The organism is Candidatus Symbiobacter mobilis CR (assembly GCF_000477435.1).
Taxonomy (GTDB): Bacteria; Pseudomonadota; Gammaproteobacteria; order Burkholderiales; family Burkholderiaceae_C; genus Rhodoferax; species Rhodoferax mobilis.
On record NC_022576.1, the window covers coordinates 2,207,675 to 2,221,727 of the forward strand.

Annotated in this window: 15 protein-coding genes; 4 read left to right on the top strand and 11 right to left on the bottom strand. The window is 60.8% G+C overall.

Annotated features, from left to right (window positions below; translation table 11 throughout):
- Nucleotides 1-115: 115 nt before the first annotated feature.
- The 8 genes from mfd to lptF all read right to left on the bottom strand — a co-directional run bounded on the left by mfd (nt 116) and on the right by lptF (nt 7,989).
- Complete coding sequence (gene mfd, locus CENROD_RS09055; protein WP_022774949.1) at nt 116-3,607, bottom strand: transcription-repair coupling factor; 3,492 nt, start codon at nt 3,605-3,607, stop codon at nt 116-118.
- A gap of 171 nt (nt 3,608-3,778) precedes the next feature.
- Nucleotides 3,779-4,240, bottom strand: coding sequence for a hypothetical protein (locus tag CENROD_RS09060; RefSeq protein WP_022774952.1), 462 nt, complete (start codon nt 4,238-4,240; stop codon nt 3,779-3,781).
- A 309-nt stretch (nt 4,241-4,549) separates the two neighbouring features.
- Nucleotides 4,550-4,798 (bottom strand): DUF2442 domain-containing protein, encoded by a 249-nt coding sequence (locus CENROD_RS09065; protein ID WP_202961148.1) that lies wholly within the window; start codon nt 4,796-4,798, stop codon nt 4,550-4,552.
- A gap of 35 nt (nt 4,799-4,833) precedes the next feature.
- Nucleotides 4,834-5,097, bottom strand: a complete 264-nt coding sequence (locus CENROD_RS09070) for a DUF4160 domain-containing protein (RefSeq protein ID WP_041193473.1) — start codon at nt 5,095-5,097, stop codon at nt 4,834-4,836.
- Between the two features lie 22 nt (nt 5,098-5,119).
- Nucleotides 5,120-5,383, bottom strand: coding sequence for a DUF2442 domain-containing protein (locus tag CENROD_RS09075; protein WP_022774965.1), 264 nt, complete (start codon nt 5,381-5,383; stop codon nt 5,120-5,122).
- Nucleotides 5,380-5,598, bottom strand: coding sequence for a DUF4160 domain-containing protein (locus CENROD_RS09080; RefSeq protein ID WP_202961196.1), 219 nt, complete (start codon nt 5,596-5,598; stop codon nt 5,380-5,382). The genes CENROD_RS09075 and CENROD_RS09080 overlap by 4 nt, the downstream gene beginning before the upstream one ends.
- 185 nt (nt 5,599-5,783) lie before the next feature.
- A complete protein-coding gene (gene lptG, locus CENROD_RS09085; protein WP_022774972.1) occupies nt 5,784-6,890 on the bottom strand; it encodes an LPS export ABC transporter permease LptG in 1,107 nt (368 codons plus the stop codon).
- A gap of 22 nt (nt 6,891-6,912) precedes the next feature.
- Nucleotides 6,913-7,989 (bottom strand): LPS export ABC transporter permease LptF, encoded by a 1,077-nt coding sequence (gene lptF, locus CENROD_RS09090; protein WP_022774976.1) that lies wholly within the window; start codon nt 7,987-7,989, stop codon nt 6,913-6,915.
- A gap of 28 nt (nt 7,990-8,017) precedes the next feature.
- On the opposite strand from lptF, the gene CENROD_RS09095 reads away from it, so the two are divergent.
- From CENROD_RS09095 to CENROD_RS09110, 4 genes are read left to right on the top strand one after another with little or no spacing between them, the layout of a single operon-like run.
- The gene (locus CENROD_RS09095; protein WP_238551772.1) at nt 8,018-9,505 is read left to right on the top strand and encodes a leucyl aminopeptidase; all 1,488 of its coding nucleotides are present in this window, start codon (nt 8,018-8,020) and stop codon (nt 9,503-9,505) included.
- Nucleotides 9,506-9,507: 2 nt separating this feature from the next.
- Nucleotides 9,508-9,939 carry a DNA polymerase III subunit chi gene (locus tag CENROD_RS09100; protein ID WP_022774982.1) on the top strand — a complete coding sequence of 144 codons (432 nt, stop codon included), beginning with the start codon at nt 9,508-9,510 and terminating at the stop codon, nt 9,937-9,939.
- On the top strand, nt 9,936-10,277 hold the full coding sequence (locus CENROD_RS09105; protein ID WP_022774986.1) for a hypothetical protein: 342 nt from the start codon (nt 9,936-9,938) through the stop codon (nt 10,275-10,277). The genes CENROD_RS09100 and CENROD_RS09105 overlap by 4 nt, the downstream gene beginning before the upstream one ends.
- Nucleotides 10,246-11,454: a branched-chain amino acid ABC transporter substrate-binding protein gene (locus tag CENROD_RS09110; protein WP_022774990.1), complete on the top strand. Its 1,209-nt coding sequence runs from the start codon at nt 10,246-10,248 to the stop codon at nt 11,452-11,454. The genes CENROD_RS09105 and CENROD_RS09110 overlap by 32 nt, the downstream gene beginning before the upstream one ends.
- A gap of 65 nt (nt 11,455-11,519) precedes the next feature.
- Here CENROD_RS09110 and CENROD_RS09115 read toward each other — a convergent pair whose 3' ends face one another.
- From CENROD_RS09115 to CENROD_RS09125, 3 genes are all read right to left on the bottom strand, one after another.
- Nucleotides 11,520-12,770, bottom strand: coding sequence for a nitronate monooxygenase (locus tag CENROD_RS09115; protein ID WP_022774993.1), 1,251 nt, complete (start codon nt 12,768-12,770; stop codon nt 11,520-11,522).
- Nucleotides 12,771-12,835: 65 nt separating this feature from the next.
- Nucleotides 12,836-13,213 (bottom strand): PilZ domain-containing protein, encoded by a 378-nt coding sequence (locus tag CENROD_RS09120; protein WP_022774997.1) that lies wholly within the window; start codon nt 13,211-13,213, stop codon nt 12,836-12,838.
- Between the two features lie 102 nt (nt 13,214-13,315).
- Nucleotides 13,316-13,960: a protein phosphatase CheZ gene (locus tag CENROD_RS09125; protein ID WP_022775001.1), complete on the bottom strand. Its 645-nt coding sequence runs from the start codon at nt 13,958-13,960 to the stop codon at nt 13,316-13,318.
- Nucleotides 13,961-14,053 lie beyond the last annotated feature (93 nt).

Below are 14,053 nucleotides of genomic sequence, written 5' to 3' on the forward strand. Positions count from 1 at the left end.
TTTTTGCTGCTTGTTTTTGCTTATATCGTGGACTGCCGTCGCTCCTACACCAGCACAACGCTTGCGTTCCCGCTGTAGGAGCGACGGCAGTCGCGCTGGCGCTGGCCCTTCTGCACTACGCCGCCACAGTGCGGGCAGCTTCGTCGTCAGCGATGCTGCGCAGCGTGTCGCGCACCAGTTGCGCACGCTCCTGCGGGGACGCTACTTCGCGGGCAATCCATAGTTTCGTTTGGGTTTTGTCGAGCTTCAGGTCTTTGCGGGATTGCAGCAGCCGCACCACTTTTGCGAGGTCGATGGCAGGCCGTTCGCCAAAGGTGAGCAAGGCTTGTTCCGGGCTGGCGTCGATCTTGCGTACCCCGCAGGCTTCGGCAACGATGCGCAGCCGGTGCGAGGCGACGAGCGTCTGCGCCGCTTCGGGCAGGGGGCCGAAGCGGTCAGACAGCTCGTCGACGACGGCGTCGATCTGGCGCATCGCCTTGGCAGAAGCGAGTTTTTTGTAAAACCCCAGCCGCAGGTGGATGTCGTCACAGTACTCGGTGGGGAGCAGTGTGGGCGCATGAAGGTTGATCTCCGTTGCTGGATGCAAGGGCGCGAGCAGATCGGGTTCCTTGCCTTCCCGCAAGCAGCGAACGGCCTCGGCCAGCATGTCGCTGTAGAGCTGGAAGCCGATTTCCATCATGTTGCCGCTCTGGTTTTCCCCCAGCACCTCGCCTGCGCCGCGAATTTCCAGGTCGTGCATCGCCAGGTAGAAGCCGCTGCCCAGTTCTTCCATTGCCACGATGGCATCGAGCCGCTGGCGCGCTTGCTTGCCCAGGCTGGCGGCTTCGGGAATCATCAGATAGGCGTAGGCTTGGTGGTGGCTGCGGCCTACGCGGCCACGCAATTGGTGCAACTGCGCCAGCCCAAATTTGTCAGCGCGGCTGATGACGATGGTGTTCGCGCTGGGTACGTCGATCCCCGTTTCGATGATCGTCGAGCACAGCAGCAGGTTGCTGCGCTGGGCGACGAAGTCGCGCATCACGCCTTCGAGCTGGCGTTCGGGCATCTGTCCGTGCGCAACGGCGATGCGCGCTTCGGGCACCAGTTTTTCGAGGCGGGATCGGCGGTCCTCGATCGTTGCGACCTCGTTGTGCAAAAAGTAGACCTGCCCGCCACGCAGTAGCTCGCGCAGCACGGCCTCACGGATCACGCTTTCGCTGTCGTCGCGAACGAAGGTTTTGATGGCCAGCCTGCGCTGCGGCGCCGTGGCGATGACGCTGAGGTCGCGCAGCCCTTCGAGCGCCATGCCCATCGTTCGGGGGATCGGCGTGGCGGTGAGCGTGAGCACGTCGACTTCGGCGCGCATCGCTTTCATCTTTTCCTTGTGGCGCACGCCGAAGCGGTGTTCCTCGTCGATGATGAGCAGGCCCAGGTCCTGGAACCGCACGTCTTGGCTCAACAGCTTGTGGGTGCCGACGGCGATGTCGATCGTCCCATCCGCCAATCCTTGGAGGGCCTTGGCGTTTTCCTTCGCGGATCGGAACCGGCTCAGTTCTGCCACCTTGACCGGCCAACGTGCGAAGCGGTCGACGATCGTCTGGTAGTGCTGCTCGGCCAGCAGGGTCGTGGGCGTGAGGATCGCCACCTGCTTGCCCCCCATGACGGCGATGAACGCTGCGCGCAGGGCCACTTCCGTCTTGCCGAAGCCGACATCCCCGCAGACGAGGCGATCCATCGGTCGCGGGCTGCACAGGTCGGCGACGACGGCATGGATTGCAGCGAGTTGGTCCGGTGTTTCCTCGAAACCGAAATCGGCGCAGAAGGATTCGAAATCCTGCGCGGACATGCGGAAGGCGTGCCCTTCCCTCGCGGCGCGGCGGGCGTAGATGTCGAGCAGTTCCGCCGCGCTGTCACGCACCTGTTGCGCAGCCTTGCGTTTGGCTTTTTCCCATTGCGGGCTGCCTAGGCGGTGCAGGGGGGCTTCTTCGGCGGCCACGCCCGTGTACCGTCCGATCAGGTGCAACTGCCCGACCGGGACGTACAGGCAGGCTTGGTCTGCGTACTCAATGTGCAAAAACTCTTCGGTGCGCGGTGCCTTGTCACTGCCAACGTCCATGGTGATCAGCCCCCGGTACCGCCCGATGCCATGGGCGATATGCACGACGGGGTCTCCGGGGCGCAGCTCGCTGAGGTCGCGCACCAGCGCTTCGACGTCGCTGACCTGCTCTTGCTTTTTGCGCCGACGTTGCGCGGGGGGCAGGCGGTACAGCTCGGTTTCGGTGACGAAATCGACCCCCTGCTCGACGGCAGAGAACCCGCGCGCCAGCGGACATACCGCGATGCCCAGCTTGTGCGGCCCGCGCAGAAAGTCTTGCAGGGCATCGACCCCGACCGGCTCGATGTGCGCCGAGTGCAGTATGTCAAGCAGGCTCGACCGGCGGCCTTCGCTTTCCGCCAGCAGCAGCACCTTGTGCGGCGTGGCTTGGATGTGCGCACGCAGCCGGGCCATCGGGTCTTCGGCGCCGCGTGTGACGGACACATCACCCAGGTTGTGGAAAGCGCCTTCCGCAGCAGGCGCGTCCCCACCAGGACGCAGCGCCAACTGCGCGTGGCGATTGGCGCGTTCGTAGAACTGCTCCCCGCTCAGAAATAGCGCCCCCGGCGGGAGCACAGGGCGGTGTGGGGTCATGCCAGCCATGCGGTGGCGTTCGGCAATGTCTTTCCAGAAATGCGCTATGGCTTGGGGAATGTCGCCATGCAATACCACCGTGGCCACCGTGGCGTCTGCGCCGAGGTAGTCGAAGATCGTCGCGGTGTCGTCAAAAAATAGCGGCAGGTAGTACTCGATCCCACCGACTGCGATGCCCTTGCTGATGTCTTGGTACACCTGGCTGCGAGAGGGATCGCCTTCGAAGGTCTCGCGCCAACGGCTACGGAAACCCTTGCGCGCCTCCTCATCCATCGGGAACTCGTGGCCGGGGAGCAGACGCACTTCCTGCACCGTTTCTTTGGCGCTGCGCTGCGTGTCGGGGTCGAAGATGCGGATCGAATCGACATCGTCGTCGAACAGGTCGATGCGGTAGGGAACGGGGCTGCCCATGGGGAACAGGTCGATCAACCCGCCGCGCACGGTGTATTCCCCCGGGCTGAGCACCTGCGTGACGTTGCGGTAGCCCGCCAGCGTGAGCTGTTCCTTCAGGCTTGCGGCGGCCAGCTTTTGCTTGACCGCGAAATGGAAGGTGGTTCCCGCCAGAAAGCTGGGCGGAGCAAGCCGGTGCAGCGCGGATGTCGCGCTCAGCAAGACGACATCCGCGACGTCGGCAGGGTCAAAGCGGCGGATGCGCCACAGGGTGGATAGCCGCTCGCTAATCAGATCCTGGTGCGGCGAAAAGGTATCGAAAGGCAGGGTTTCCCAGTCGGGAAACAGCACGCAGCGCAACTGGGGTGCGAAGAACGCGATTTCCTCGCACAGCCGTTGCGCGTCGACGGCATCCGCAGTAACGACGGCAACGATCCTGCCCTGGGCTGCTTCGCGGGAGGCCAACTCCGCCAACAACATCGCGTCGGCGGAACCGGGGGGAAGAGGCAAGGCAAACCGCTTGCCGTGCGCCAATTTGGGCAAATCCATGCAAATCCTGGATCGAAAAACAGAAAACACAAAAACCCCGCCGAGGGTGGTCGGCGGGGTGTAGGGCGGGGGAAGTGCGGGAAATTGTAGGAGGAGGGCGGTTGGGGTCGGCGCAATGTGCAGCGGTGGCCAGCGATCGCATAAGGCAGCGAGATGCCTATCGCTTATTGCCTATCGCTTATTCACCCAAAAACCGATACCGTTCCCAAGGGTTTTGTGGTCTTGGGTGAAATCGAGGTAACCGAGGCGGGAAATGTATTCCACGAGCGGACTATCTTGCCCCAACCCCCCTTGCGCTTCCAAAGCAGGGGAATAGAAATACCACTTGGAGGTATCGTGATTCCATACCCACAGCGTTTTGATAAGGTTGGGCACCACATCATCCGCTGGTGGAGTCGCGCTCAAAGATCGATGGAACGCGGAAGGCGTGCATTCTTCTCCCGTCGCAGCGAGATTCCAGCCACGAACCAAGTTCGTATTCTTCAGAATGAACGGTTTGTCAGCTTGTAATTCCAGCGATACGGTGCTGGCCACATTGAGCCAAAACCCTTCACCCGGTTCGATGCTTTGCAAAACGCCCAATCCACGGCGTGTTGCAAAAGATTGCATTTCCTCCGTAGTCAAAGAAGGCATAAATATCTGCCACCCTGTTCCATCACGTCCCAGTACATACTGTCACCTGTTGGCTATTTCAAAGGGGCAATTTGATCGTATCGGTGCAGCAAGTAGCCTGGATGAAGCGAAGCAGAATCCAGGGAATGGCACATACGCATTTTGTGGAGTTGGGTTCACACAACCCCGGATTCCATTTCATTCCATCTGGGCTACGTTGGCTAACCGCCCTGTGCGTCCGAACACCATCAAAACGGCCTGTAACCTTTGTAAGATAAGGATACATTGCTATACTTCTTTTGTTCTTTCACGTTCAACGGTTACATTCCATCAGCACAATTCATCATCCCCTTGCCAGATACCATCGCGCTTTATGGCTTTGTACATGGCCAGGGGTGATATATCCGCCCCATTAGGCCATGTCACTGCACCATATTCAAGGTAAGCAGATTCAAAAAAAGCGACATCACGCAACGGCTTAAATACACCCGCATTGTCTTGATGCACCAACGTACACATATCCACCATACCACTCAAACCATCATTAAAGGTGACTGCCAGTTTCCAGTCGGCCAGCACACTACATGCACACACTCGCCAGGGTGCGGCGGGGATTATTCCAGTGGTTTGATGGGGTTGGGTAATTGTTTGGCTTGACATAAATTCCAGTCTTCCATCAGTTCGGTTCGATGTTCGGCAGCCCACTCCAGCACCATGGCCAGTGCCCGTCGTGGAAGTTTGCCTTCAATGACTTCTAGTGTTTGAATGTTGAGCTGTGCTTCATACTCGGCATAGAGGGCATGAAAATGTGGTGGATTGTGTTCGCCACGGATATACATGTGGATGAGTATGCCGAAAAACTGGCTGATCGTAGGCATGATCTGTTGTTGTTGCGTGAGGTTATTGGGTACACGGACTCCGTTGCACTTTGGTCACTTCCTTTCCCATTTTTGTCTCGATCGTATCAACGCAGAGGTCCGCGCCACAGTCCCACTCCACAAAGTATCCGCCGTTATGGCACTCCATAAATCGATCAATGTCTTTCAATGGTGAAAATGCTTCATATTGCAGATAAGGACGCACATCAAAATGCCCTACTCTGCCGTCGTCGGCAGTGACGGTGATCGACCAGTCTGCATGGGGGGTAAGGTGTGTGATTTTCATTGGTCAAGTCCTTTGATGGGAAATGGCTTCTGGCCATTGACTGCAAGTTCCCAGTCAGCCAATAGGTCATCCTGATGAATTTCAATCCATGCCACAACAAGTTTATGCTTGTTTTGCGGCAAATTTCCTGCAAGCAATACCCCATCAGGAATGGAATATGTACCCACTTCCCCCTGATATTCGGCATGAATATGCGCAACGCTATGACGATCAATGTCCCGAAAAACATTCGAATCAGAACGCCGTAAAACATGGAAATAGTAGGCATAGTATCTATTTCACAATTCATCATTTTCCCACCTCGTGGGAAATTTTGCATGACCACTCCACCGTGCGGCTGTACCAATTGCTGCATCGGTCCGTAATCCGTGGGATGTTGCTAGATCGTGGCATCGGCTCATTACCTCCGCACCACCAGCCACCCAAAAGCTCCCAGCGATAAGGCCGAATAGACCATCCCCGGCAGCGCCGCAGCGAACCATGGTGCCCAGTGGCGCAAGTTGCCAACGTAGCCCATCACGTTGTTGAGCAGAAAAAAGCTGATCCCCGCCAGCACTCCGGCGAAGACGTAGGTGGCGATGCGGTTCGAGCGGAAGTGCAGGTACGCAAAAGGCAACGCCAGCACGACCATCACCAGGCAGCTCAAGGGATAGAACACCTTGCGCCAGAACTCGATTTCGTAGCGTTGCGCAGCCTGCCTATTGCTGTGCAGGTGCGCGATGTATCCGTAGAGATCGACGGTGCGCATACGCCCAGGGCGTAGCAGGGCGGCAGAAATGGTTTCCACCCCCAGGTGGTTGGCCCAGCGCAACTCTGCCTGCGACTCCCGCACCACGGCGCCGTCGGCATCGGCAGGGTGCGGAAACACCGTTCGCTGCACCGCATACAGCCGCCATGCGCCCACTTCTTCGAGTACGGCCCGGTCTGCCTGCGTCGTCGCGACCAGAATGCCTGCGTCGTCGAACTCGAATAGGCGTACCCCGCGCAAGCTGCCGTCTGCGGCCAATTCGCCCACGTTGACCATGAACTGCCGCCCAGGCTGTTTTTCCTTGAGCCAGGCCCCCGTGTGCCCCACGGTGATATGGCCCGTGTACTGCGCTTTGAGCAACTCCGCAGCCCGGCTGGCTGACGGGGCCACGTAGTCGCCGAGGACGAAAGTCAGGACGACGAAAACCAAGCCGAGCGACAGCAGCGTGCCCAATGCCCGCCACGGGCCCAGCCCGCTTGTGCGCAGAATGACGTACTCGGAACTTTGCGCCAGCCGCGCCATCACGAAGATGGTGCCGATCAGCACGGTGATGGGAAGCAGCTCGTACAGATGCGTAGGAGCGATCAGCGCAACATACCCCAGCGCCTGCGTCAGCGTGTACCCCGTGCCATCGTGCCGGGTCACTGCCTGCATCTCTTCGACGAGGTCGAAAAAAAAGAACAGGGAAAGAAAGGCCAGCGTTGCAAAAGCAACGGCGATCAGGATTTCAGCGTGCAGGAGTTTGCGGATTGTTCGCATGGTGTCTACTTGAGGGTTGTGGTCAGCGCAGATCGCGTAGCCCCCACGGGTGCTGCAAAGCCAATATCCGCGCCACAACCAGCACCAACACCACTCCATGCAGCCCTAGCAGGCAGTGCCACCAGACGAATACGGAATGCGTCACCCAGTTGTGCCCCAGGTGCAACAGGTTTTGGTAGACGACGAAGGTGCATAGCGCAAGGATCAGGTTTGCGCCGCGCCCTGCGCGGGGCTGGACGTGGGAGACGACCACGGCGATCAGCAGGAAATTCCCCGCAGCCAGTACCAGGCTCAAGCGCCAAAACAGCTCGGCAAGGTGTGCCGGGGTGGGGTCGGCAAGCAGCGTGGCGGTGTGTACGGTTTTGGGTGGTGGGCGGTCGTCGCCTGTTTCGCCCCGCGCTGTGATGCGCGTGCCGTATTGCTCGAAAGCGGTGACGCGCACCGTGGCCGACCGGGGGTCGATCTCCAGGTTTTGCCCTTGTTCCAGTAGCACATAGGTGCCGTCAGGCCGGTGTTCGACGCGGCCGGAGCGCGCCGAGGTGACGATTTCCCTGTCGGGCAGATGCGTGGAAACGAAGACGTGCGAGGCAGCCTTGGCGTTGGCAGTGTCCTTGTCGACGAAAAACACCCGTTCCCCCCGCGCAGACTCGCGGAACTGCCCTGGCTCCACGCGCTCGACGTCGCTGCGGTGCTCGAATTGCGCCTTGAGGTAGTCGATACGCTGATTCGCCCACGGCACCACCCACAGCGCCAGCCCGGCGATGACCAGCAGCACCGGCCAGGCAAAACGCAGCAGCACGGGCAATAGGGATAGCACGCCGCGCCCGCTGCATTGCCAGACGATCATTTCGTTGTCGCGGTGCATACGCGACAGGCTCACGATGATGGCGATGAACAGTCCCATCGTCAGCAGCGTGGGCGCATAGGAAAAGACGGTCAGCCCCATCGCGACCAAGATGTCCGCCGGGGCGATTCCCCCTCGGGAAGCCATGCCCAGCGTGCGGATCAGCGTCATCGTCATCACCACCGTCAATAGGACGATCAGCACTGCGCTAAAGCTGCGGGACAACTCTTGCCGAATGGACGAATGGAATAACATCGTCGAACGATTCCGGGCAAAAAGGGAAATGATTATGGACTTCGGGCTGGGTTTCACTTTGGTGGCGCTGGATGAGCTGGAAGTAGCCGAGGTGCAGGAAGGCATCGTGCTATGCAGCCGTCCGCCGGTGCAGTGGCTCCATCCTCTGGCGCGGATCACCACCCTCGCCCTGGAATCGGGCGATCTGGCTCCCATCGACAGGAACGTGCTCGACGTGTACCGTCCCGCTGACGTGCCCTGGCGGCGCGTGTTGCTGGCCCATACGGAAGACGGCACCCCCGCGCAGGTGCGCAAGGCTGCCTCGGCCGCTGCCGCGTTGCTGGCTGCGACAAAGCCCACTGCCGTTGCGTTGGCCTTTGCCCAACAGCCCGATGCGCGCCAGCTCCAGGCGGCATTGCTTGCCGTGGCGGAGACGACCTACCGTTTCGAGCTGACCAAGACCGAGCCTAAGGGGCGGTTTCCGCAGACCTTGCACGTGGCCGTCCCCGATCCTGCCGCCGTGCAGGCTGCCTTCGACGCAGCGGTAGCGACGGTGCATGGGGTCGAGTTTGCCAAGGACTGGGCCAACCGTCCTGCCAACCACGCAACGCCCCGGATGCTTGCGCGGGCTGCTGCCTCGCTGAAGTGCTATGCGCGTATTACCTGCAAGGTGCTCGACGCTGGGGATGCGCACAAGCTCGGCATGGGTGCTTTCCTTGCCGTGGCGCAGGGGTCGGAAGAGCCACCCCAATTCATCGTCTTGCGCTACAACGCCCCGGCGCGCAAAAAGAAGGCTGACCCCACACCGCAGCACCCTCCCATCGTGCTCGTGGGCAAGGGCATCACTTTTGATAGTGGGGGAATCTGCATCAAGCCCGCTGCGGACATGGACGAGATGAAGTTCGATATGTCCGGCGCGGCCAGCGTGCTCGGCGTTTTCCGCGCGCTGGGCGAGTTGCAGCCGGACATTTCCGTCGTGGGGTTGATCCCCGCTTGCGAGAACCTGCCTAGCGGGAGGGCAGTCAAGCCTGGCGATGTGGTCACCAGCCTGAGCGGCCAGACCATCGAGATACTCAATACCGATGCAGAAGGTCGGTTGATCCTCTGCGATGCACTCGCGTACGCCCAGCGCTTCGCCCCCCATGCCGTGATCGACATCGCCACGTTGACCGGGGCTTGCGTGATCGCGCTCGGCAAGGTGCGCAGCGGGCTGTTTGCGAGCGATGCCGCGCTTTCCGCAGCCTTGTCCGCTGCTGGGGATGCCGCGCTCGACCCCTGCTGGCCCTTGCCGTTGGATGAAGAGTATGCGGAAGGGCTGAAGTCGAACTTTGCCGACGTGGCCAACGTCGCTGGGCGGCCTGCGGGGGTGATCACCGCTGCGAAATTCCTCCAGCGTTTTGCGCAGGGATACCCCTGGGCGCACCTGGACATCGCCGGGACGGCCTGGAAAAGTGGCGACGCCAAAGGCGCCACGGGTCGGCCCGTGCCCTTGTTGCTGGAGTATTTGCTGGCGACTGTGCAGGCTGTCGGGGAATAGGAGTGGCTGAAGTCTCTTTCCATTTGCACGTCGGGGATCGGCTCGACTACGCCCGCCGCTTGCTGCACAAGGCGGTTCGCCAAGAAAAAACGGTATGGGTGCGCGGCGATGCGCAGACGCTCGACGAGCTTGACGCTTCGCTGTGGTCTCAAGGTGCGTTTTTGCCCCACTGCCGGGGGGGCGCGCCGTATGGCGTGCTGGCGCGAACGCCGATCGTGCTCGACCCCGCAGCGCCGCCGTGGAGCGAAGACGTCGCAGCCCAGGCCTTTTTGCTGAACCTCGGCGCCGACGTGGCGCAGGAGTTTCCCCGTTATGCCCGGGTCATCGAAATCGTAGGGCAAGACGAAGAAGACAAAAGGCAGGCGCGGCGGCGCTGGAAGCACTACGCAGCGGCAGGGGTCGTCCCCACGACGCATCAGCAAGGGGATGCATGAGCACGCCTGCGCCGCCACGTTTCGTCCCGACGCTGACCGAAGTCGTCGAACCCACCCCCGCTGTGCAGGAATCTGCCGAGACGGTTGCGGACGATGCGCTCTATGGCCGCGTGCTGGCACACTGTGCGCAGCAGATGAACCAGTACGTGGACGAGCACCTCGACCGCCTTGCGCGCGAGGTTTTCGAGCAAGGGTTGCAGCAGATTCGGACGCAGGTGCAAGAGCAGTTGCGTACACAGTTGGAGGCACTCGTCCGGCAGGCTTTGTCGGAACCCCCAAACCTTGATACCCACAAAACGGAGCACCATGGAAACCAGGAAGAACCACACCCCACGTAACGGCATCCCGCAATGCGGAAAGCTTTGGCTACTGGCTGCATGCATCGCGCTGGCAGCGTGTGGAAACCGTCAGGAAGCACCTGCGGCTGGGGAACCGCAGGACGTGACCGTGGTGCGCATTGGCCATGTGGCGCCGACGACGGGGGCCAATGCCCACCTGGGCAAGGACAACGAATACGGTGCGTTGCTTGCTGCTGCCGACCTCAACGCCGAAGGAATCACGATCGGCGGGCAGAAGGTGCGGATCGAGCTGTTGCTCGAAGACGATGCCTCTGACCCCAAGCAGGGAACGGCCGTGGCGCAAAAGCTGGTCGATGCGAAGGTCTCCGGGGTCGTCGGCCACCTCAACTCCGGCACGTCGATTCCTGCTTCCCGCATCTACCACGAAGCCGGCATTCCGCAGATCACCCCTGCGGCGACGAACCCGCGTCTGACGAGGCAAGGGTTCCGCACGACGTTTCGCGTCGTTGCCGACGATACCCGGCTGGGCAGCGCGCTGGGGCAGTATGCAGTGACGACCTTGCAGAGCAAGGCTATTGCCGTCATTGATGACCGTACTGCGTATGGGCAGGGGGTGGCCGAGGAGTTCATCAAGGCTGTGCAGCAGGCCGGGGGCAACATCGTCGCACGCGAGTTCACGACGGACAAGGCCGTCGATTTCGCGCCAATCCTGACTTCGATCAAGGGCAAGCAACCCGACCTGATCTTTCTGGGGGGGCTTGATGCCGTGGCTGGCCCAATGCTGAAACAGATGAAGGCGTTGGCTATCGATGCGAAGTTCATGGGTGGGGACGGCATTTGTTCGTCCGCCCTGTATCGCTTGAGCGGGAACACCATTGCAGACGACAAGGTGTTCTGCGCCGAAGCCGGTGGCGTCGAAGGGGTCGGCGTCGCGACGCTGGAAGCCTTCAAGGCCCGATTCCGCGCGCGCTTTGGCACCGATGTGCAGCTTTATGCACCCTATGTGTATGACGCCGTGCGTGTGATGGTCGCGGCAATGCAGCAAGCGGGGTCAGCCGACCCTGCGCACTATCTACCCGTTTTGGCTGCGACCCGGGATTACCCCGGCATCACCGGCCCCATCAGCTTCGATGAGAAAGGCGATTTGCGCAATGGAGCGCTGACCTTCAAGACGATCCGCGCAGGCAAGCTCGCGACGCTGGCGGTGGTGCGGTAGGGGAGGCACAGGAGGCGCGGCGATGGCGGAAAAAGGCTGCCATCGTGATGACACCGGGTGCGCGCCTACGCGGCAGGCGCAGGCGCGATGTCCCCGTCCTTGCTGTACTGGTAGTCCCGGAAGACGTGCTCTGCGCTGAGCAACACATATCCGCCTTCCGGCGTGCGGCGCGTGGTGTCCTTGAGCCGGTAGGTGTTGTGCCCGCAAGTCCAGCAGCGGAAGTTGCGCATCTGGGTGCATAGGCAGGTTTTGTCCTTGACGGACAGGTTCTTGCCGTCGGGGTGCAGGGCCAGTTCGCGGTTGTAGGCGCTGATGTACGCGCAGTGGCCGTTGCCGTCGAGCAGGTATCCGTACGACTCGCAGTTGGGGCGGATGCCGTCGCCGATGGCGGGCGAGTTTTTGAGCATACGCATCGGGTACCCCGTCGGGGAGATGGTGTTGACCTCGATGTCTGCCTCGCTGGCGCGGAAGTATTCCTGTTTGACATCGGCAGGCAAGCCGCATTCGTGCGTGACGGTAAACCGCGTTGCCACCTGCACTGCTGCAGATCCCGTTTCGAGAAAGGATACGGCGTCGCTCCCCGTGAAGATGCCCCCTGCGGCAATGACGGGGATCGTCAAGTGTTCTTGCAGTAGGTACTGATGCACTTCATGCACGATGGTGGCCAAGTCATGCTGCGCCCAGTCCATGCCAAACCCCAGATGCCCACCGGCCAATGGGCCTTCGACGACGATGAAGTCCGGCAGGCGATCGAGCCTGGCGTTCTTGCGCAGAAAGAGCTGCAAGGCGCGTACCGAGGAAATGATGATCCCGAGCTTGGCGTCGCGAAAACGCGGGTGGTCGGCGATCAGCGCGAAGGACCCCAGATGCAGCCCGGCGCTCAGGGTGATGCCGTCGACGCCCGCGTCGAGCGCGCTGGCCATGCGTACTTGCAGGGTCTCGCGCGGGGCGTTCATCGTCAGCTTTTCCATGCAGTTCACAAAGATCAGCCCGTCGCCCTGTTTCGCTTCCATCGTCGCGCCCACGTGGCGGCGGGTCGCTTCCGCAATGGCGCCGAGATGAAACTTGACCTCGGACTTGTCGCTGTTGTGGATGTTGTAGCGGTACAGCCGGGTTTTGTCCTTGACGAAACTGGTATCGAAACGGCGGTCGGAGACGTCAGTCACCATCGCGTCGGAGATGTGGCCGATGCCGCCCAGCCGGGCTGCTTCCAAGGCCAATTCCGCCGTCGAAATATCAACACCCATTCCGCCAACGATGATCGGAACGTATTCGCGGGTGCCGAAAGTCAGGCGGAAATCATCCACACATTTCATGAGAATCCTTGGTGCGCCTTTGCGTATACGTACGCCGGTACGTTCCGCAGTGGGTTCGCTGTGGTTCAGCGCTTGGCGAAAAGAAGAGAAAGTTCGCGATCCATCAACTCGGCATCCCCCGTGTTGAGTTCGAGCAGGCGGCGCAAGCTCGTGAGGCTGGCCACGTCGATGTCTTGGCAGGAGATGCCGACGTTCGGCCCCTCCAGATGGACGACGACGCCGTGCATCTCGATGGAGTCTTCCTCCGTAGCCAGAGGAAGCACCAGACGGCAAGGCTCCTGCAGGGCCACCGGCGCAGCGGTATCAATGCGCACCAGGGCGCCACGCAGGGCGATGTCGAGCAGCTCGACATCCAGGGTCTGATTAGTCAGGTGCAGACGCACCGGAGCGTGGAAGGGAACCCGGGAAAACAGGCGCTGGCAGCCTTGGGACGGAATGTTCATGGATGCTGTCTCCAGGAGGGCATCGGGCTGGCGGCCGGTACGCGCAATGCTCCGGACTGTGCAGCGGGACAAGACAAGGAAGGGGAAGGAAGCGGGCTGTACTTAGAACCCCAGAGAAGCAAGAAGATCGTCGACGTCGCTTTGTTTGAGCGCGTCATCGGCTGTTTGCGGGCCTTCCAAACGGTGATCGTTCACATTCATGGTTGCGGTCTGCGTAGCCGATGGATCCGGTGATTCGGCGGTGGATGCGCCGGGAGAGCTGTCGAGCAGCAATTGAACGAGCTGTACTTCGGTGCGGTTGATGATGTCGACGACTTTCTTGATCACCTGCCCGGACAAATCCTGAAAGTCCTGGGCCATCATGATGTCACTGAGTGTCTCGGCTTGATCTTGCGCAAAACGGGCCGTGCGGTCGGCGAACTTGCCACATACCATGAGCAAAGCACGGGCGCGATCAACGCTGAAATCCTCCGCAGACGCCATCCGCGCAAGCGATTGGCTTAGCTCGCTGCCGTGGGTGGCGAGGTGGTCGCAATCGGGCTTGGCTTTTTCTACGAGGCCAAGCACCTTGTTGGCGGCGTCCTCGGTCATTTTGCCGACATAGGTCAGCCGGTCGCGGGCGTTGGGAATTTCCTGGACGATCGAATTCAACTGGTTGGAGCCAAGCAGAGTCAGGGCTTCGTGCATTTCACGGACGATCGCACCAAGACGGGTGTACGCTTCTTCCTTGGACAACGTTACAGACATGAACGACTACCCTGTTTGAAAACCAGAAGAACTGCGTGGTGGGAGAGAGTCCATCCACCCGGGGAAGCAGTGCGGAAAATCGCTTCCTGCGGC